Raw genomic sequence first — 17,332 nt, forward strand, 5'->3', positions numbered from 1 at the left:
CGCCCCATACGCGCAGAGGTTAGAAGCAGAGGACGCCATGGCCGTTGGTGAGGGGACGGGGAACACGGGAGGTTACACGCCTGCCTTGCGCTTCGCGGTGCTTGGCCCGATTCGTGCCTGGCAGGGCGGCCGACTACTGCCCGCCGGCTCGCCGCAGCAACGCGCGCTGCTGGCCGTCCTGTTGCTGCGGCGCGGACGCCCGGTGTCGGTGTCCGAGCTGGTCGACGCGCTGTGGGGGGACGAGCCGCCGCAGCAGGCGGTCGCGGCCCTGCGGACCTACGCCTCCCGCCTGCGGAAGTCCTTCGGCCCCCGATCGGCGGTGCTGGTCAGTCAGTTCGGCGGCTACGCGCTGCGGCTCGACCCCAGCGACCGACTCGACCTCGACGAGGTGGCGTCGATCACCTCGGCCGCCGAGCAGGCCGCCGCCGCCGGCGAGTTGACGCAGGCGCACGAGCTGTTCGGCCAGGCGCTGGACCACTGGGACGGCGAGGCACTCGCCGGCGTGCCGGGCCCGGAGGCCGAGGTGCAACGCGCCCGGCTGTCCGAACAGCGGCTCAGCCTGCGCGAACAGCGCCTGGACGTCGGCCTGCAGGCCGGCCTGCACGCGGACTCGATCTCCGAACTGACGGAGCTGACCACCACCTTCCCGCTGCGGGAGCGGCTGCGCGAGCTGCTGATGCTCGCGCTCTACCGGGCCGGCCGGCAGGCCGAGGCGCTGGCCGTCTACGCGGACGCCAGGCGGCTGTTGATCGACGAGCTGGGTGTGGAGCCGCGCGCCGAGCTGTCCGAGATCCAGCAGCGCATCCTGAACGCCGATCCGGGCCTCAACCTCGCCACCCAGCAGAGCAGCGCGCCGACGCCCAGCGTCCGCCCCGCGCAACTGCCGGCGGCCGTCCCCGACTTCACCGGGCGGGCCTCGTTCGTCGCCGAGCTGGGCGCCCAACTCGCCACGGCCGGCGGCCAGGTGATGGCGGTCTCGGCGGTGGCCGGCATCGGCGGGGTCGGCAAGACCACGCTCGCCGTGCAGGTGGCGCACGCCGCGCGGGACCACTTCCCGGACGGTCAGCTCTATGTGGACCTCCAGGGCGCGGGCGCGGCGCCGGCCGATCCGGCCGCCGTACTGGCCTCGTTCCTGCGGGCGTTGGGCATCCCCGACCGGTCGCTCCCCGACGGCGTGGACGAACGCGCCGCGCTCTACCGCTCGTTGCTCGACGGCCGCCGGGTGCTCACGCTGCTGGACAACGCGCGGGACGCCGCCCAGGTGCGGGATCTGCTGCCCGGCACGCCCGGCTGCGCCAGCCTGATCACCAGCCGGCTGCGGATGGTCGACCTGGCGGGGGCGCATCTGGTCGATCTGGATGTGATGAGCCCCGACGAGGCGCTGACCCTGTTCACCAGGATCGTCGGCGAGGACCGGGTGCGCGGCGAGCGCAAGGCGGCCATGGCCGTGGTCGGCGCCTGTGGGTTCCTCCCGCTGGCGATCCGGATCGCCGCCGCCCGGCTGGTGGCCCGCCGCACCTGGACGGTGTCCACGCTGGCGCGGAAGCTCAGCGACGAGCGGCGCCGGCTGGACGAGCTGAAGGCGGGCGACCAGGCGGTCAAGGCCACCTTCGAGCTGGGATACGGCCAGCTGGAGCGGGAACAGGCCCGCACGTTCCGGCTGTTGGGGCTGACAGAGGGCCCGGACATCTCGCTGCCGGCGGCCGCCGCGCTGCTGGCGCGCGATCTGGAGACCACCGAGGAGCTGCTGGAGTCCCTGGTGGACACCTCGCTGCTGGAGTCGGCCGCCCCCGGCCGCTACCGGATGCACGACCTGGTGCGGCTCTTCGCCCGCGCCTGCGCCGAACGGGACGAACAGCCCCCGGCCGAACGGGACGCGGCCCGCGCCCGCCTGTTGGACTTCTACCTGGCGAGCTGCGCACAGGTCTACGCGCTGGAACGCCCGGGCGACCGACTGGTCGACCATCTGGCGATCACGGAGCACCCGGGGCTGTCCTTCCCCGATCTCGCCTCGGCGCTCGACTGGTTCTACACCGAGGCGGAGTGCGTGCTGGCCTGCGTGCGCCAGACAGCCGGCCCCGCGATGCTGCGGCGCAGTGTCGACACCCTGATCACGGCCCAGGATCTCGGTGAATCGGGCGCGTTCTCCTACCAGTTCCACCAGGTGGCACACGCGGTGCTGGCCGCCGCTCAGGCGGCCGAGGACGATCAGGCACAGGCCAGGCTCCACGGGCTGCTGGCGCACAGCCACGCGGTCGGCGGAAGGTTCGATCTCGCGGATGCCGAGGCTCAGCAGGCCATGCTGCTGGCCACCACCGCCGGCGACACCTACGCCATCTCCACAGCGCTCAACGACCGGGGCATCATCGCCATCTACCAGGGCAGGCGCGAGGAGGCCGAGCGTTATCTCACCCGTGCGATAGAGCACTTCAGCGCGGACGGCAATGTGCCGGGTGAGGCCAGCGCGCTCAGCAATCTCTCCCGAGTCCATCTGGACACCGGGCGCGTCGACAGCGCCATCGACCTGGCACGGCAGTGCGTGGACCGCTTCCGGAGCAACGGCCAGCCGCCGACCCGGCTGGCCAACGCGCGCTACGCGCTGGGCGTCACGCTGAGCCAGGCGAAGCGGTACCAGGAGGCGCTGGTGGAGCTGGCCGCGGCGATCGGCGGCTTCCAGGAGAGCCGCCAGCGGCTCTGGGAGGGCGTGACGCATTTCCGCATCGGCGAACTCCACCTGGCGGCCGGCTCTCCCGCCGAGGCGGCCAAGCACGCGGAGCGCGGTCTGGCCCTGGGCGGCATCGGTGGCGAGTGGCGCAAGGGGACGATGCTCCTGCTGCTCGGCCAGGCCCTGGAAGCGCTCGGCCAGACGGACCGGGCCCGGGTCTGCTGGCAGGAAGCCCTGTCCATTTTCGAGCAGTTCGGCAGCCACGAAGCGGAGATGACAAGGAACCTTCTGGTGCCCGCGGGCGTCTAGAGCCCAAAGCGCACCGAGTTGGCACGTTTATCGGTCATTTATTTTGGCGTGTCAGTCTCTGCGCACCAAACGCTGACAACGGGGGTGACCGTTTCCGGCCAGGAAACGGTCGACGGACAAGGGGATTCGTCGGCTTGTCGTGTCGCCCCACCTCAGCCACACCGTCGAGGAGCTGACGTTGACCGACACCACCGCACCGACGCAGGAGACGGACGAGCCGGACGTGCGGCCGCAGGACCACTACGTGTCCAGCGAGCCCAAGGTCCCGGGCCACAAGCCGGAGCGTGACGACCCGAAGGCCGAGGCCGAGGAGGGCGAGGAGAACGACGAACCTCGCGTCAAGCCGCAGGACCACTACGTGTCCAGCGAGCCCAAGGACAAGCCGGGGCCGATCGCCCCGGTAGACCACTACGTGTCCTGAGCCGCACAATAGGCGGACGAGGGCCGGTTCCCGGGTCCGGGAACCGGCCCTCGCGTCTGCGTACTTCCGCTTCACCTCGCACTGACGTTTCGTAGATCGACGCACCGAGCGCAGTTCGGTATTCGCAACGAGGGAGTCCCGGCATGACCCGTTTCAGAAGGTTCGCTATCGGCGCCGCCCTGACCACCGCGCTGTTGGTCGGAGTGGCCGGCACCGCGCAGGCCGACCATTTCATCAGCGGCGGAGGCACCTCCCAGTCCGGCGACTGAGCCTCCCGCCGTGTGATCCGACGGCATGCCACCACGCGGGCGGCCCCTTCCCGGGGCCGCCCGCAGACGTTTATCACTCGTTTATGACTGCCTGACATGCTCATCCTTGTCCGGCCGCACAGGGGTGCGCGGCCGGCCTCCCCGGTGGACCTGTTCGGCGGCGACGGGGGAGTCGCCGGACAGGGTCAGGGCGGGGGTGGTTCGGGCGGTGCGGAGGGGGCATCGTCCGGATCAGGCCCAGCTCGACCACCAGCACATCGGACGTCGGTCGGGGGACGACGGTCGATGCGCCCCGGGCGCCCGCCTCGGCGGGGGTCCGGGGCTTTCGCGTTCCCGGGGGCGGGGCCCGCCGGCTCAACGCAGCGCGGCGGCCAGGGTGGCGCGGTGTTCGACCACCCAGGCGTGCGCCCGCCGCACCTCGGCCGGCACCCCGGCGGCCACCAACCGCGCCATCGCCGGCTCACCGCGTTCCGCACCGGCCTCGATGCCGCGCCGGCAGCGGTCCTGCCACCACAGCACCACATCGGGCAGCGGCGCCCGCGCCGCGCGGCCGGCCAGCCCATAGGCGTCGCAGAGCAACCGCAACCTCCGGGCCGCCTCGGCCGGTTCGCCCGCGTCGGGGCCCAACCCCAGGTACTGCCAACCGACATGGGCCAGATCCTCGATCCGCTCGCCCGGCGCGGCGCCGTCCCAGTCGAGCAGCGCCAATGGGCGCCAACCCTCCTCGGTGTAGACGGTGTTCCTGGGCGAGAGATCGTTGTGGCACACCACCTCGCGCTTGCCCGCCAGCGAGGTGCCGGCCGTCAGCTCATGGAACTCCCTGACCAGCGTGGCGACTTCGGCAAGCGTCTCGTCCCCGCGCGCCGCGCGCCGTTCGGCCGGCGTGTGGGCCGCGCGCCCCGGCAGGTACTCCAGCACCTCGCGCCCCCGCTCGTCGACGCCGAGCAGCCGGGGCGCCCCGCGCCAGCCGGCGCGCGTGAAATGCCGCAGCAGGGCGTGGGTGAACGGGGCCGTCGCCGGCGGGACGCGCCGCACGGTGTCCCCGACGCGCGTCACCTCGTTGACAAAGCCCCCCGGCAGCGGCTGCTCGGCCGGGCCCGTCCCGGCCTCTCCACGGTCGCCCATGTCCGCAGCCTGCCACAGCGGATCAGGGCCCGTCCGCCGGGGCGCCGCCACCCGGTCGGGCGCGGACATGGATGCGTTCGCCCTGGGCCCCGAACAGGCTAAGGAACTCGGCGGGTTGGGCCCCCGGGTTGGCCAACGCGTGCGGCACCCTGGTGTCGAACTCGGCGGCCTCGCCCGCGACCAGCGTCAACTGCCGGTCCCCCAGCGTCATCGCCACCCGTCCGGAGAGGACATAGAGCCATTCGAACCCCTCATGGGTGCGCGGCTCCGCCGGCCGCCCGTCGGCGCCGCAGTTGTAGCCCGGGGGCAGAATCTGCTTGTAGGCGTGCAGCCCGCCCAGATAGCGGGTGAGCGGGACGAAGGTCTGCCCGAAGCGGGTGAAGGGACGCGGGTGGATCCGGGGATCGCCGGTGGCCGGCGCGCCCACCAGCTCGTCGAGCGGCACATGGTAGGCGGTGGCCAGCGGCAGCAGCAGCTCCAGGGTGGGGCGGCGGCGCCCCGACTCCAGCCGGGAGAGGGTGCTCACGGATATCCCGGTCCGCTCGCTCAGCGCGGCCAGGGTGATCTCGCGCTCCCGTCGCAGGGCGCGCAGCCGAGGGCCGACGCCGCTCAGCACGCTGGCGAGCGCGCCCCCCTCGTCGTTGTCGGGCTCCGCGTCCGGGTCCGGGTCCGCTCGCCACCGTGTGTGCTGTTCCACCATCCCTCCATTTGCCGACACGGCAACGATGTTTGTCAAACCGGTCTCCCTTCCCGCATCGTCGCCAGCGGAGGACGACGGGGGACGACCGGGGACGACCGGGGAGAGCTTGTGCGATCGGCCGACGACAGGGAGCAGACCGAGATGAACGAAGAGAACCCACGCGAGGACCGCTACGAGGTGGTGATCATCGGGGGTGGAGCGGCGGGGCTCAGCGGAGCGCTGACGCTCGCCAGGGCCCGCCGTTCGGTGCTGGTCGTCGACGGCGGCCGACCGCGCAACGCCCCGGCCGCGCACGCGCACGGCCTCCTCACCAGGGACGGCGCCGCGCCCGCGGAGATCCTGTCCGCCGGCCGGGCCGAGGCGACCCGCTACGGCGCCGAGATCCTCCGGGGCACCGTGCGCACCGTCTCCCGGCCCACGGATCAAGCCGGTCAAGCTGGTCAAGCTGGTCAAGCTGGTCAAGCCGATGAAGCCGGGTTCCTGGTGACGCTGGCGAACGGGACGGCCGTCCGCGCGCGGCGGCTGCTGGTGGCCACCGGCGTCACGGACGAGCTGCCCGGGATCCCGGGCCTGGCCGACCGCTGGGGCCGGGAGGTGCTGCACTGCCCGTACTGCCACGGCTGGGAGGTGCGCGACCAGCCGATCGCCGTGCTGGCGGCCCACCCCACGCTCGCCGCCCACCAGGCGCTGCTCTGGCGGCAGTGGAGCTCCCGGATCACCGTGCTGAACCACACCGCCCCCGCGTTCGAGGAGACGGATCTGCGCCGGCTCGCCGCCCGGGACATCACGGTGACCCGGGGCGAGGTGACCGGGGTCGAGCTGACCGGGGGGACGCTCTCCGGCGTCACCCTGGCGGACGGGACCCGGGTGCCCTGCCGCGCCCTGGTGGTGACGTCGCGCTGCGTCGCGCGCGCCGAGCCGCTGGCCGGCCTCGGGCTCTACGCCGAGGAGGTGGTCAGGGACGGCGTGGTGCTGGGCAGCGAGATCCCGTCGGACTTCACCGGCCGCACCGCCGTCCCCGGGGTCTGGGTGGCGGGCAATGTCGGCAGCGTCACCGAGCAGTTGGTCGCGGCGGCGAGCGCGGGCGTGCGCGCCGGGGCGGCCGTCAACATGGATCTGATCGAGGCCGAGACCGCACGGGCTCTGGCCGAGGAGGGAACGGCATGAGCACGCACCGACCGCACGAGCACGCACAGCACGGGCAGCACGAGCACGCCCCGCAGCTGCCCCCGGACTCCGGGGACCCGCTCGCCAACGAGCGCTACTGGGACGAGCGTTACTCCTCCCGCGACCACCTCTGGAGCGGCGAGCCCAACGCGGCGCTGCGCGAGGAGACCGCCGACCTCGCCCCCGGCAGCGCGCTCGACCTGGGCTGCGGCGAGGGGGCCGACGCCATCCATCTGGCCGGGCGCGGCTGGCGGGTCACCGGCGTCGACATCTCGGGCATCGCGCTGGCGAGGGCGGCCGAGCACGCGGCGGCCGCCGGTGTCGCCGACCGGGTGGACTGGCAGCGCCACGATCTGGCGGAGTCCTTCCCGGCCGGGCGGTTCGACCTGGTCACCACGCACTTCCTGCACTTCATGGACGGGACGCTCGGCCCGAAGGTGCTGCGCGCCGCCGCCTCCGCCGTGGCCCCCGGCGGCACCCTGCTGATCGAGGCGCACGCCGGCTTCCCGAAGTGGGAGCACGGGCATCCGACGGATGTGCCCTTCCCCACCCCCGAGGAGACGGTGGCCTCGCTGGCGCTGGATCCGGCGGAGTGGGAGGTGCTGCGGGCCGCGCGGCACAAGCGGGTGCAGAACCACCCGGCCACCGGCGAGCCCACCACCCGCACCGACCAGACCGTCAAGGCGCGCCGCCGGCCCGGCTGAGCCGGTCGGCCGGCCGTCAGAGCAACTCCCGCAGCCAGCGGGCGATATGGGCGTCCCGGTCGGCCGTGGTCAGCAGCATCGTCGGGAAGACACGGTCCCAGGTGTCGGCCCGACAGACCACGGCCACCCGGCAGGCCAACTCGACCGAGGAACGCAGCTCGGCCAGCCCCGTGCCCGGCGCCACCCAGGCGTCGAGGTAGGCGTCCAGCACCCGGGCACGGGCCGACTGGTCCTGGTCGAAACGTTCGCCCAACACCCGGCCGAGCACCAGCAGGCTCATAAACGGATGGGTGACGGAGGCGTCGCCCCAGTCGAAGAAACGGTAGGCCCCGCCGCCCGTCAACCGTCCGTCGCCCAGGGGCCGCCGGCCGCCGGTCAGCACCGAGGCGGGGTGCAGGTCCGACTGGTCCAGGGAACAGCCCACCGGGGACTGCGCCAACTGCTGGCACCACTCCTCGAAGCGGGGCGCCAACGCGCGCAGCGCCGCGCGCTCCTGCGGCCGCAGCACTCCGGTGGACTCGATCAGCGCGAGAAACCGTTCGGCCAGCCGCTGGGGCCGGAAGTCGGGCACCCCGAGACCGGTCAGCTGATCGACATGGGGCTCCAACTCCCGTTGCAGCAGCGCGTACTGGCGCAGCATCTCGGCCCAGGCCGAGACGTCCTCGGGATCGTTGGTCAGGACCTCGGCGAAGAGCGAGCCGCCGTCGGGGAGAAGGGACCAGCCCCGGGCGGTGTCCACCGCGATGGGCTCAAGCACCCGCTCCGGCACCCAGCGGGAGAGGGCCGCCATCACGGCGGGCTCGAACGCCGATCTCGGCGGGTTGGCCTTGAACCAGACCGCCCCGTCCTCGTCCACCGGCACCCGCAGGACCACCGACCAGGGGCGCAGCCGGGCCCAGACCTGCCCGCCCGACACCAGCCCCCGTCGCGCCAGGGACGCGGTGATCCAGTCCAACGCCTCCCCGCGCCAGGTCTCGTCCTCCCACGGGGTGACGGCCCGATAGCCACCGGTCTCCACCACGATGCGATTGACGTCCATATGACTACCTCATCACACAACGGCATGTCACACAGGGGGACTTGAGGTCTTGCCCCATCCGACGTCCCATCCGGCGCCCCGTCCGACGTCCCATCCGGCATCGCATCCGACACCCCGTCCCGCGCCCTGTCGAGGTTGGCCGCGCCCGGCTCCGCACGGTCGGGCTCATTCCAGGAAGACCGTCACCACCAGCGGCAGATGGTCGGAGGCCCTGGTCTCCAGCAGTTCGAAGCCGCCGAAGGCGATGTCCGGCGCCCCGAAGATCCAGTCCACCCGCCGGGGCGGCGCCACGGCGGTGTCCATATCCGGGTTCCCCGCGCCGTCCTGCGCGCTGTGCAGGCCCCGCGCCTCGATCGCCTCGATCTCCTCGCTGCCGGGACGGGCGTTGAGATCGCCGGCGAGCACCGCCGACGGATCGTCCGCCACCTCGTCCAGCAGCGGCTCCAACTGGGCCAGCCGGGGCTCGGCCGAGGCGCCCCCGTGCAGATGGGTGCCCACGATCCTGGCCGTCTCCCCGTCCGTCAGCCGCACCGTGACGCTCGCATAGGAACGGTCCATATCGCCCCCGGCGCGCGGGAGTTCGGCGGTCTCCCGGTCGACCACCGGCAGGCTGGTGAGGATCAGATTGCCGAACCGGGCGTCCGCCCCCGGGCTCCAGACCGTCTCCACGTCGAGGCGCCGCTCCAGGAAAACGGCCAGATCGAACCCGGCGGAGCCGGGACTGCCCCTCGGCACCTCCTGCAGAACGACCACCTGGGCGCCCGACCTCTCGATCACCCGCCGGACGGACTCGGCGGACAGGCCGCCGTCCTGGCCCACGGCGCCATGCACGTTCCAGGTGAGCAGCCGGTACATGCCGCCGGCCGTATCCGTCGGCAGCGGCTCGGGCGTGCCGCGCGACGCGCCCGCCAGCGGCGGCCAGGCCAACAGCAGCGCCGCCAGCACCACGGGGGCGAAGGCACGGGCCAGCGGCGGCTGGGGCGCCACCCGGAACGCGGGCGCGGCCAGCGCGAGGGCCAGCAGCGTGGCGACCGCCCAGGGCACCACATGGAACTCGTAGGCGACCACCAGCAGCACCCCGGCCACCCCGGCGCCGGCACCGGCGAACGCCAGATCCACCTGCTGCCCCCGGCCGAACCCCAGCGGGACGGCCAGCGCGCGCCGCAGCACCACCGGCAGCACCGCGAGCCCCAGCACGGCGGCCGGCACCGCCAGCCAGGACACGTCCACCGCGCAGAGCAGCACGGCCAGCGGCAGCACGGCGGGCACCCCGTAACCGCCGACCGCGCCCAGCCGCGCCGGCAGCGGCACCGAGAGCAGCGCGACGCCGGCCAGCGCGCCGGCACCCAGCCAGAAGCCGGTGGCCGTCAGCGACAGCCCGCTGACCGCCGACAGCGCGCCCGGCGCGCCGAGCAGCACCACATAGAGCGCCAACGCCACGCCGAGCAACACCAGTTGAGCGCCGCCGTGCGGCCTGCTCAACGGTTCGGACTGCGCCGCCCTGGCCAGCGGGCCCAGCAGCGCCGCCAGCGCGAGCAGCAGCAGCCAGCCGAGCAGCTGTCCGCTCCAGAGCGGATCCAGCAGATCGAGCGGCAACCGGAGCGCCAGATCGACGGCCACCGCCAGGCCGATCGCCCTGGCCACCCGCCCGGGGCCGGCCACCGCGTCGCCCATCGCGCGCCGCACCACCAGCACCAGCGACGCCAGCGCCGCGGCCAACGCCAGCCCGACCAAAGGTTCGGAACGCCCCACCGGGAACTGCACCAGCAGCCGGGCCCCGGCCAGCACCCCCACCGCGACGGTCAGGGCCTGCCGACTGCCGAGCCACCAGGTCAACGGGCCGGCCAGGCAGGCCAACGCGGGGACGGCGGCCACTTCGACGGCCCCCGAACCGCTGAGCACGGTCGCCGCCAGACGCAGCAGCTCCAGTGTGACAAAGGCGACGACGGAGGTGAGCAGGGGCAACGGACGCGCGACGAAGCTCATGGCGGCTGAGGTTAATGCCCGCATCCGGGGCGCCTCCGTTCGGGGTGCGAGCCCGGTGGGGTGCGCGTAGCGTCGAAACACGAGCCGGAATCAGACAGTCGTGCCTAGGGAGGCTCGTCATGGTGCGTAACACGATCGGGGCGATACTCGCTCTGATAGCCGCGGTAGTGGGAATCGGCAGCGTGTTCTTCAACTGGTACGGAGGACGCGACGGACGCCACTACCGATGGTGGGACCTGTTCAACGGGGCCGGCGTCACAGGGAGTAACGCGGCGTTGTTCGCGGGGCTCTTCCTCCCGATGCTGGTCGCCGCTGCCCTTGCCCTGGCGGGCGTCCTGCTGCGGTCCCGCCTGCTCACCGCGCTCTCCGGCGCGGCGATCCTGGGCTTCACCATCCTGTGGATGGTGCGGCAGTACAACACCACCGACAGCCTGCTCATCGGCCAGGGTGGCCTCAAGTGGGCGGTGCTGGCCGCTTTGGGCTCCGGTCTGCTGCTGCTGTACGCGGCGTCGACCATGGCCGGCCGCCACCTGGCCGAGCGGCGTGGTCATGAACACGGCCACGAACACGGCCACAAGCACGGTCGGGGAGACCGTGACGAGCGGGGCGGCGAGGTCCGGCAGGGCCCGTGGCGCAGGCGCCACGACGAACACGGTGAACACGAGGAACACGGCCGCCGCGACGTCGCCTAGGCCCCCTCGCCCATCCCCCCACCGCCGCCCCCACCCGGGGACGGCGGTGCCGTCATGCCCCCGCCCGCCAGGGTGGGCGGCGGCCCGTATCGCAGGGTGAAGGGGTGGCTGCTACGACTGGCGGGTGCCGCGGGCGGCGTCGAGGGCGTAGACGCAGTGGTCCTTGCTGCAGGCGAAGACCATGCCGCCCGAGGCCGCCGGGGTGCCCGTGATCGCGCCGCCGGTCTCCAGCTTCCAGCTCAGCCGGCCGCTGACCGCGTCCAGCGTGTAGAGGCAGTGGTCCTCGGAGCCGAAGTGCAGCCGGCCGTCGGAGACCACCGGCGAGCCGACGATCGCCTCGCCGGCGGCGAACCGCCAGCGCGGCGTGCCGCTGACCGCGTCCAGCGTGTACATCGCGGTGCCGCTGCCCAGATGCACCAGGCCGTCGGAGACCAGCACCGGCTCCGTGGACTGCCGGGACTCCGTGGCGATGCGCCAGCGGTCGTCGCCGGTGGTGACGTCCAACGCGTAGACCGTGCCCAGGTAGTCCGTGAAGTAGAGGCCGGCGTCCCGGCCGCCGGCCGGCTGGTACGTCGGGGGGCAGAGGATCGCCGCCGGCGCGTCGAAGCGCCAGCGCTCCGCGCCCGAGGCGGCGTCCAACGCCAACACCCGCGAGCCGGCCGCCACATAGACGACGCCCTGATCCGTGGGCGTGACCCGGACGGGGACACCGCCGGTGACCGAGGTGTCGCCCACCGGATAGCGCCACAGCTCGGAGCCGGTGCGCGCCTCCAGGACATAGAGCTGACCCTCGCCCCAGGCGTAGACCACGCCGTCCCGCAGCACGGGCGCGGCGTCCTGGGTCTCGAAGTCGCTCTGCGCGCCGGACAGCTCCCACAGCTGCTCGCCGTTGCCCACCTCCCACGCCTGGACCAGGCCGCCTCGGGAGGCGGTGACCACCGTGCCGCGTTCGGCGGTGAGGGCGTAGATCCAGCCGTCGGTGCCCATCCGCCAGCGGTCGGAGCCGTCGGCGGCGTCCAGCGCGTAGAGGCTGGGACCGTCCGAGGCCAGCACGACACCGCTGGTGACCGCCATCGACCAGGCGACCTCCCGGGTGCGGAAGCGGCGCCTGCCGGTGGCCACGTCGAGCGCGTGCACCTCAAGGGAGGTGACATAGAGCGCGCCGCCCGCGACCGTGGGCGAGCCCCAGAGGTCGTTGTTCATCCGGAAGCGCCAGGGGCGCCAGCGCGGCGCCGCCTCGCCGGCGTCCCGGGCCATCGGATGGTCGGCCGTCGATCCCGGCTGGTGCATCTGGCCCGGATGCGCCGTGTTGGGGCTGGGCACGGCGGCCTGCTGGTGGGCCGTGGGCGGCCTCGCCCAGTCCGGGCCCGCCTGCTGCTCGCCGTGCGGCGGCAGCACCGGCGGCGGTTCGGGCACCGACTGGCTCGGGTTGTTGGTCGGCGGCGGGGGCGTGCTGGGCAGCGGGGGCGGCGGCATCGACGGCATCGGCGGCGGCGCCATCGAGGCGGCCTGCGACGACTGCGGCGGCATCTCGTGCGCCCGGGACGGCGGCACCGGCGAGGGCGGGGGCCGCACAGACGATGGCGGCGGGGACGGCGGGGACGGCGGCGCCTCAGCGCCGGCCCAGCCGCCGCCGGTGTGCTGCCGGGGCGGGCCCGCGCTGTTGGTGCGGCCCCTGCGGGCCTCGATCATGGCCACGGCGCCCGGCGGCAGCCAGGCGGAGGCGCTGCCGCCGTCGTCGCCGGCGGCGAAGAGATAGGGGGCGAGCTGCGCCTGGAGATCGGCGGGGCTGGGCCGGTCCTCCGGCTTGTGCTCCATCAACGACTCGATGAGCGGGAGCAGTTCGTCGGGCAGGCCGGAGAGGTCGGGGCGCTCGCGCAACAGCATGAAGACCGTCTCCACCGGATTGCCGCCGTGGTAGGGCGGATGTCCGGTGGCGGCGAAGACCAGGGTGGAGGCGAGAGAGAAGACATCGCTGGCGCCGTTGACGCTGCGGGAGTCCCTGGCCTGCTCGGGGGACATGTAGGCGGGGGTGCCGACCGCGACGTTGGTCATGGTGAGCCGGGTGTTGGAGACGCCGGACGCGATGCCGAAGTCGATCACCCGGGGGCCGTCCTCGACGACCAGCACGTTGGAGGGCTTGAGATCGCGGTGGACCAGGCCGGCGCCGTGGATCGACTGGAGCGCCTCGGCGATGCCGGCGGCCAGCCAGCGCACCGCCTGGGCGGGCAGCGGCCCGCACTCGCTGACGATCTCCTCCAGGGACGGGGCCGGCACATAGGCGGTGGCCAGCCAGGGCACGGCGGCACGGGGGTCGGCGTCCACCACGGCGGCGGTGTAGAAGCCGCTGACCGCGCGGGCCGCCTCCACCTCCCTGGTGAACCGCACCCGGAACAGCTGGTCCTCGGCGAGCTCGCTGCGCACGGTCTTGATCGCGACCCGCCGGCCCGAGGCCGAACGGGCCAGATACACCAACCCCATGCCGCCGGCGCCCAGCCGTCCGAGCACCTCGAACGGCCCGATCCGCCGGGGATCGTGCTGCGTCAGCTGCCCCACCATGTGCTTGCCACCTCCCCGTCTGGGCACTTGCCTCATCCAGCCCCCCAGGCAGCATCTCATTGACGCCTGACAGGAGCGGGCTTCCGAGACGATTCTTCCCCCCGGGACTGACAGAGACGAACGCGGGGGCCGAATCTTTCGGGATGTGCGGCATCCCTCGCGCCGGCCCCGGGACCACCCCCCGACCAACGGGCCCATTCCCCATTCGGATGCGATCAAATCGCGCCTAGATCGCGCGTCGATAAGCTGACTGGCATGACAGGAAAGGTAACGACCGTCGACGGCAGGGTAGCCGGCCGACGCGGTCAGGCGACGCGGCAGAAGCTCCTCGACTGCCTGGGAAAAATGCTCAGCAGCTCCCCCTACCGAGACGTCAAGGTCATTGACGTAGCTCGCAAAGCGGGCACCTCACCGGCCACTTTCTACCAGTATTTCCCGGATGTCGAGGCCGCCGTCCTGGAGATCGCCGAGGACACGGTGCGCGACAGCGCGGCCCTCTCGGAGTTGGTCGCCGGCCGGTCGTGGACCGGCAAGGCCGGCAAGGAGACGGCCGACAAGCTCGTCGACGGCCTCCTCGGCTTCTGGCGCAAACATGACGCTATCCTCCGGGTGATCGACCTCGGCGCGGCCGAGGGAGATCGCCGGTTTGTCCGGATCAGAACCCGGGTGCAGGGCGCCGTGGTGAAGCCGTTGACCGAATCGATCGAGAGCCAACTCGGCCGGGGCCGGGCCAAGCCCCCCGCCTCGCCGGCGGCGCTCGCCGGTTCGCTGGTGACGATGCTGGCCGCGGTGTCGGCCCAGCCCAAGAGCCTGCAGGCACTGGGCGCCAAACAGTCCGAACTCAAGCCGGCGCTCTCCCTGTTGGTGTATCTGGGCGTCACCGGCCGCAAGCCCGCGAAGTAAGGGGACGGGCGCTGCCGCCCGGCCCCTGTCTCCGGGACGGCGCGTCCCGCCGATGTGATGCGCCGGCGCATCCCCGCCGGCGCGCGACTGCCCACCCCAGCCCCTGCTGGGGTGGGCAGTTGGCTGCGTATGCTCCTGCCCATGCCGAATCCGCCCGTACCGCCGGACTCCACCGCCCCCGTGCATGTGATCGGCGCGGGGCCCGGCGGCCTCGCAGTCGCCGCTGCGCTCGCCCAACGGGGCATCCGTTCCGTGGTGGTGGAGAAGTCCCCCGATGTGGGCGCCAGTTGGCGCGGCCACTACGAGGGGTTGCGCCTGCACACCACCCGGCGCTGGTCCGCGCTCCCCGGGCTCTCCATACCCAGGTCCGCCGGACGCTGGGTGTCCAGGGGCGATTTCGTCCGTTATCTGGAGGAGTACGCCCGCCATCACCGGCTCGATCTGGCGGCCGGCGTCGAGGTGTTCCGGATGGAGCGCGCCGAGGGCGAGGACGGCTGGCTGCTGACGGCGACCGGCGGGCGCAGGTTGCGCGCCTCGGCCGTCGTGGTGGCCACCGGCTTCAACCACACGCCCAGACTGCCCGACTGGCCGGGCGCGGACGGCTTCGACGGCGAGTTGCTGCACGCCCGCTCCTACCGCGAGCCCTCGCCCTACGCCGGCCGCGACGTGCTGGTCGTCGGCGTCGGCAACACCGGCGCCGAGATAGCCGCCGAACTGTCCGGGTCGGGCACCGGCCGGGTCTGGCTCTCGGTGCGCACCCCACCGCACATCCTGCGCCGGGCCACCCTCGGCTGGCCGTCCCAGGCCAACGCGATCCTCTGCCGCCGGCTGCCCGTCGGCCTGGTGGACCGCGCCGCCCGGCCGCTGGCGCGGCTGCTGCCCGATCTGAGCGCCCAGGGGCTGCCGCGCCCCGAGGTCGGCCTGTACTCAAGGGTGTTGGAGGGCGCGATCCCGGTGCTGGACCGGGGTCTGGTCCGCGCGGTGAAGCGGCGCCGGGTGCTGCCGGTGGCCGCCGTCGAGTCCTTCGACGGGCCCCGGGTGCTGCTGGCCGACGGAACGAGCCTGACCCCCGATGTGGTGATCGCCGCCACCGGCTACCGGCGCGGCCTTGAGCCGCTGGTCGGCCATCTGGGCCTGCTGGACGGCGAGGGGCGGCCGCTGGTGCACGGGCGGGAGACCCATCCGGCCGCCCCCGACCTCTACTTCACCGGCTACAGCAATCCGATCAGCGGCACCCTGCGCGAACTCGGCCGGGACGCGCCACGCATCGCCGGCGCCATCGCCTCGGCCGCCGCCGACCGGCGGGGCACCGCCCGCCGCCGCTGACGCGGGGTTCCCCTCCCCGGTGAGAGGGAGGGGCCCCACACCGGGTGATCCGCACTCGCCGAGGGCTCCGACCGTTCCCGACCGGCCTCGACGTCCCCTCGCAACGCATCACCCCGCCCCGTTCGAGCCGGCCTCCACGGCCGAACGGAACCCTTCACAGGGTCATCAAGCCAATACAGGACGTCAATAGCTGGCCGGAACCTTGCGGCCCTCGGGGGAGACCTCGTCCGGGGGTTGCCCCGGGGGCGAGCAGTCCAACTCGCACCAGACGCGCTTCCCCTCCCCCTCCCACTGCCAGCCCCAGCGGTCGGCCAGCACCTCGACCAGCTCCAGGCCGCGCCCCCCGGTGTCGCAGCGGGTGGCCTGGCGGGGCATCGGCGCCTGGCCGCTGCCGTCCACCACTTCGAGCCGCACCGGGACCCCGGCGCAGCCGCGCTCGGCCCGCGCGACCTCGGGACGCCGAACCGCCAGCCGCAGCACGGCCGGGCGGCCGGTGTGGACCACGGCGTTGGTCACCAACTCCGAGACCAACAGCACCAGGGTGTCGCCGGGCGCCGCGTCGGGGCAGGCAGGGCAGGGCCGCCCCCGCCCCAGCTGTGCCCGCACCCAGCTCCGCGCACGGGCCACCTCCGAGGGCTCGGGGGCCACCTCCAACTGTCTTTCCTGCTCCTGCACCGTTCACACCATCCGAACCGCCGGACAAAACACCTCACACCGAGGCACAACCCCAGCTCAGGACAGCATGATTGACGGGCGAGTCGGACAACAAGCGCTTCAGGAATAATCCGGCGCAAAGGAGTAAGCCGGCGGGGGACTGTACGAGCTCTGAAACGTTCGCTCGAACAGGAGTAAGGCAAGGCTCACGAGAGCCAGTTCACAGCGACGCACTGTGGTGGAGAACGGCGCGCGCCAACATGAGGGGGCGCACAACCGGCGCGCGAAGGCCCGGACGCACCGGGTTCGCGAGGGGGAGAAACGGCTACGCGGAGAGCGGGGCGTTGGCGTCGCCGACGGCGGACGCCAGATCGGGGTGGCAGTCGAAGAGCCGGCGCACGCCCAGCGCGGCCAGCACGCGGTTCACATGGGAGCCGTCCTCCGCGCCCCTGGCCGGCAGGATCAGCCGCAGCTCACCGGCGCAGGAGCGCATCAGCCGCCGCGCCCCGACCAGCACGCCCACCCCGCTGGAGTCGCAGAAAAGGACCTCGGACAGATCGAGCACCAAACGTCTTTGACCGTCGGCCACCGCGTCGTGCACCCGTTGGCGCACGGTCGGCGACGTCGCCAGATCCAGCTCGCCGACGACGCGCAGCACGGTCCACTCCCCCCACTGCTCCGCCCGCACCCGTAGCGCCGTCATCGTGCGTCCTTCCTCGCTCGCCCACCGGTCTTCAACGAATCTCCTCTACGCGACCTGCCCACTTTCCCCTGCGGCACGCGTCACAACTCGGCCGCGAGCCGTACCACCAC

15 protein-coding genes are annotated in these 17,332 nt (G+C 73.1%); 8 read left to right on the forward strand and 7 right to left on the reverse strand.

The window, feature by feature from the left end; all coding sequences use genetic code 11:
* Positions 1 to 37: 37 nt before the first annotated feature.
* The 3 genes from AOM46_RS28865 to AOM46_RS35915 all read left to right on the forward strand — a co-directional run bounded on the left by AOM46_RS28865 (position 38) and on the right by AOM46_RS35915 (position 3,664).
* Entirely contained in the window at positions 38 to 2,974 is a 2,937-nt protein-coding gene (locus AOM46_RS28865; protein ID WP_062216969.1) for a BTAD domain-containing putative transcriptional regulator, read from the forward strand.
* Positions 2,975 to 3,113: 139 nt separating this feature from the next.
* Positions 3,114 to 3,395 carry a hypothetical protein gene (locus tag AOM46_RS28870; protein WP_062216972.1) on the forward strand — a complete coding sequence of 94 codons (282 nt, stop codon included), beginning with the start codon at positions 3,114 to 3,116 and terminating at the stop codon, positions 3,393 to 3,395.
* Between the two features lie 143 nt (positions 3,396 to 3,538).
* Positions 3,539 to 3,664: a hypothetical protein gene (locus AOM46_RS35915; protein WP_267887831.1), complete on the forward strand. Its 126-nt coding sequence runs from the start codon at positions 3,539 to 3,541 to the stop codon at positions 3,662 to 3,664.
* A gap of 354 nt (positions 3,665 to 4,018) precedes the next feature.
* On the opposite strand, the gene AOM46_RS28875 is transcribed toward AOM46_RS35915, so the two are convergent.
* Positions 4,019 to 4,789 (reverse strand): phosphotransferase, encoded by a 771-nt coding sequence (locus tag AOM46_RS28875; protein ID WP_062217399.1) that lies wholly within the window; start codon positions 4,787 to 4,789, stop codon positions 4,019 to 4,021.
* Positions 4,790 to 4,811: 22 nt separating this feature from the next.
* Complete coding sequence (locus AOM46_RS28880) at positions 4,812 to 5,405, reverse strand: helix-turn-helix domain-containing protein (RefSeq protein WP_234314112.1); 594 nt, start codon at positions 5,403 to 5,405, stop codon at positions 4,812 to 4,814.
* Between the two features lie 225 nt (positions 5,406 to 5,630).
* On the opposite strand from AOM46_RS28880, the gene AOM46_RS28885 reads away from it, so the two are divergent.
* Both AOM46_RS28885 and AOM46_RS28890 read left to right on the forward strand, forming a co-directional pair.
* Positions 5,631 to 6,656 carry an NAD(P)/FAD-dependent oxidoreductase gene (locus tag AOM46_RS28885; protein WP_062217405.1) on the forward strand — a complete coding sequence of 342 codons (1,026 nt, stop codon included), beginning with the start codon at positions 5,631 to 5,633 and terminating at the stop codon, positions 6,654 to 6,656.
* On the forward strand, positions 6,653 to 7,360 hold the full coding sequence (locus AOM46_RS28890; RefSeq protein WP_078857294.1) for a bifunctional 2-polyprenyl-6-hydroxyphenol methylase/3-demethylubiquinol 3-O-methyltransferase UbiG: 708 nt from the start codon (positions 6,653 to 6,655) through the stop codon (positions 7,358 to 7,360). The genes AOM46_RS28885 and AOM46_RS28890 overlap by 4 nt, the downstream gene beginning before the upstream one ends.
* A 16-nt stretch (positions 7,361 to 7,376) precedes the next feature.
* Here AOM46_RS28890 and AOM46_RS28895 read toward each other — a convergent pair whose 3' ends face one another.
* Both AOM46_RS28895 and AOM46_RS28900 read right to left on the reverse strand, forming a co-directional pair.
* Positions 7,377 to 8,399, reverse strand: coding sequence for a hypothetical protein (locus AOM46_RS28895; RefSeq protein WP_062216980.1), 1,023 nt, complete (start codon positions 8,397 to 8,399; stop codon positions 7,377 to 7,379).
* 165 nt (positions 8,400 to 8,564) lie between these two features.
* Positions 8,565 to 10,385, reverse strand: coding sequence for an endonuclease/exonuclease/phosphatase family protein (locus tag AOM46_RS28900; RefSeq protein ID WP_062216983.1), 1,821 nt, complete (start codon positions 10,383 to 10,385; stop codon positions 8,565 to 8,567).
* A 119-nt stretch (positions 10,386 to 10,504) separates the two neighbouring features.
* Here AOM46_RS28900 and AOM46_RS28905 point away from each other — a divergent pair, with 119 nt between their 5' ends.
* Positions 10,505 to 11,077, forward strand: a complete 573-nt coding sequence (locus tag AOM46_RS28905; RefSeq protein ID WP_062216986.1) for a hypothetical protein — start codon at positions 10,505 to 10,507, stop codon at positions 11,075 to 11,077.
* A 111-nt stretch (positions 11,078 to 11,188) separates the two neighbouring features.
* Here the strand turns inward: AOM46_RS28905 and AOM46_RS28910 are convergent, their stop codons facing one another.
* Positions 11,189 to 13,636, reverse strand: coding sequence for a PQQ-binding-like beta-propeller repeat protein (locus tag AOM46_RS28910; RefSeq protein ID WP_062216988.1), 2,448 nt, complete (start codon positions 13,634 to 13,636; stop codon positions 11,189 to 11,191).
* A gap of 255 nt (positions 13,637 to 13,891) precedes the next feature.
* On the opposite strand from AOM46_RS28910, the gene AOM46_RS28915 reads away from it, so the two are divergent.
* Positions 13,892 to 14,539, forward strand: a complete 648-nt coding sequence (locus tag AOM46_RS28915; protein ID WP_062216992.1) for a TetR family transcriptional regulator — start codon at positions 13,892 to 13,894, stop codon at positions 14,537 to 14,539.
* Positions 14,540 to 14,680: 141 nt separating this feature from the next.
* Positions 14,681 to 15,865, forward strand: coding sequence for an NAD(P)/FAD-dependent oxidoreductase (locus tag AOM46_RS28920; protein WP_078857323.1), 1,185 nt, complete (start codon positions 14,681 to 14,683; stop codon positions 15,863 to 15,865).
* 183 nt (positions 15,866 to 16,048) lie between these two features.
* On the opposite strand, the gene AOM46_RS28925 is transcribed toward AOM46_RS28920, so the two are convergent.
* Entirely contained in the window at positions 16,049 to 16,540 is a 492-nt protein-coding gene (locus AOM46_RS28925; protein ID WP_062216998.1) for an ATP-binding protein, read from the reverse strand.
* A gap of 304 nt (positions 16,541 to 16,844) precedes the next feature.
* On the reverse strand, positions 16,845 to 17,222 hold the full coding sequence (locus AOM46_RS28930; RefSeq protein WP_062217002.1) for an STAS domain-containing protein: 378 nt from the start codon (positions 17,220 to 17,222) through the stop codon (positions 16,845 to 16,847).
* Positions 17,223 to 17,332 lie beyond the last annotated feature (110 nt).

The sequence above is a fragment of the Streptomyces sp. NBRC 109706 genome (genome assembly GCF_000974485.1).
Lineage (GTDB): Bacteria > Actinomycetota > Actinomycetes > Streptomycetales > Streptomycetaceae > Streptomyces.

Coding starts and splice junctions, on each gene's coding strand:
- AOM46_RS28865 (WP_062216969.1), top strand. CDS start 38: ATGGCCGTTGGTGAGGGGACGGGGAACACGGGAGGTTACACGCCTGCC.
- AOM46_RS35915 (WP_267887831.1), top strand. CDS start 3,539: ATGACCCGTTTCAGAAGGTTCGCTATCGGCGCCGCCCTGACCACCGCG.
- AOM46_RS28875 (WP_062217399.1), bottom strand. CDS start 4,789: ATGGGCGACCGTGGAGAGGCCGGGACGGGCCCGGCCGAGCAGCCGCTG.
- AOM46_RS28885 (WP_062217405.1), top strand. CDS start 5,631: ATGAACGAAGAGAACCCACGCGAGGACCGCTACGAGGTGGTGATCATC.
- AOM46_RS28890 (WP_078857294.1), top strand. CDS start 6,653: ATGAGCACGCACCGACCGCACGAGCACGCACAGCACGGGCAGCACGAG.
- AOM46_RS28895 (WP_062216980.1), bottom strand. CDS start 8,399: ATGGACGTCAATCGCATCGTGGTGGAGACCGGTGGCTATCGGGCCGTC.
- AOM46_RS28900 (WP_062216983.1), bottom strand. CDS start 10,385: ATGAGCTTCGTCGCGCGTCCGTTGCCCCTGCTCACCTCCGTCGTCGCC.
- AOM46_RS28905 (WP_062216986.1), top strand. CDS start 10,505: ATGGTGCGTAACACGATCGGGGCGATACTCGCTCTGATAGCCGCGGTA.
- AOM46_RS28910 (WP_062216988.1), bottom strand. CDS start 13,636: ATGGTGGGGCAGCTGACGCAGCACGATCCCCGGCGGATCGGGCCGTTC.
- AOM46_RS28915 (WP_062216992.1), top strand. CDS start 13,892: ATGACAGGAAAGGTAACGACCGTCGACGGCAGGGTAGCCGGCCGACGC.
- AOM46_RS28920 (WP_078857323.1), top strand. CDS start 14,681: ATGCCGAATCCGCCCGTACCGCCGGACTCCACCGCCCCCGTGCATGTG.
- AOM46_RS28930 (WP_062217002.1), bottom strand. CDS start 17,222: ATGACGGCGCTACGGGTGCGGGCGGAGCAGTGGGGGGAGTGGACCGTG.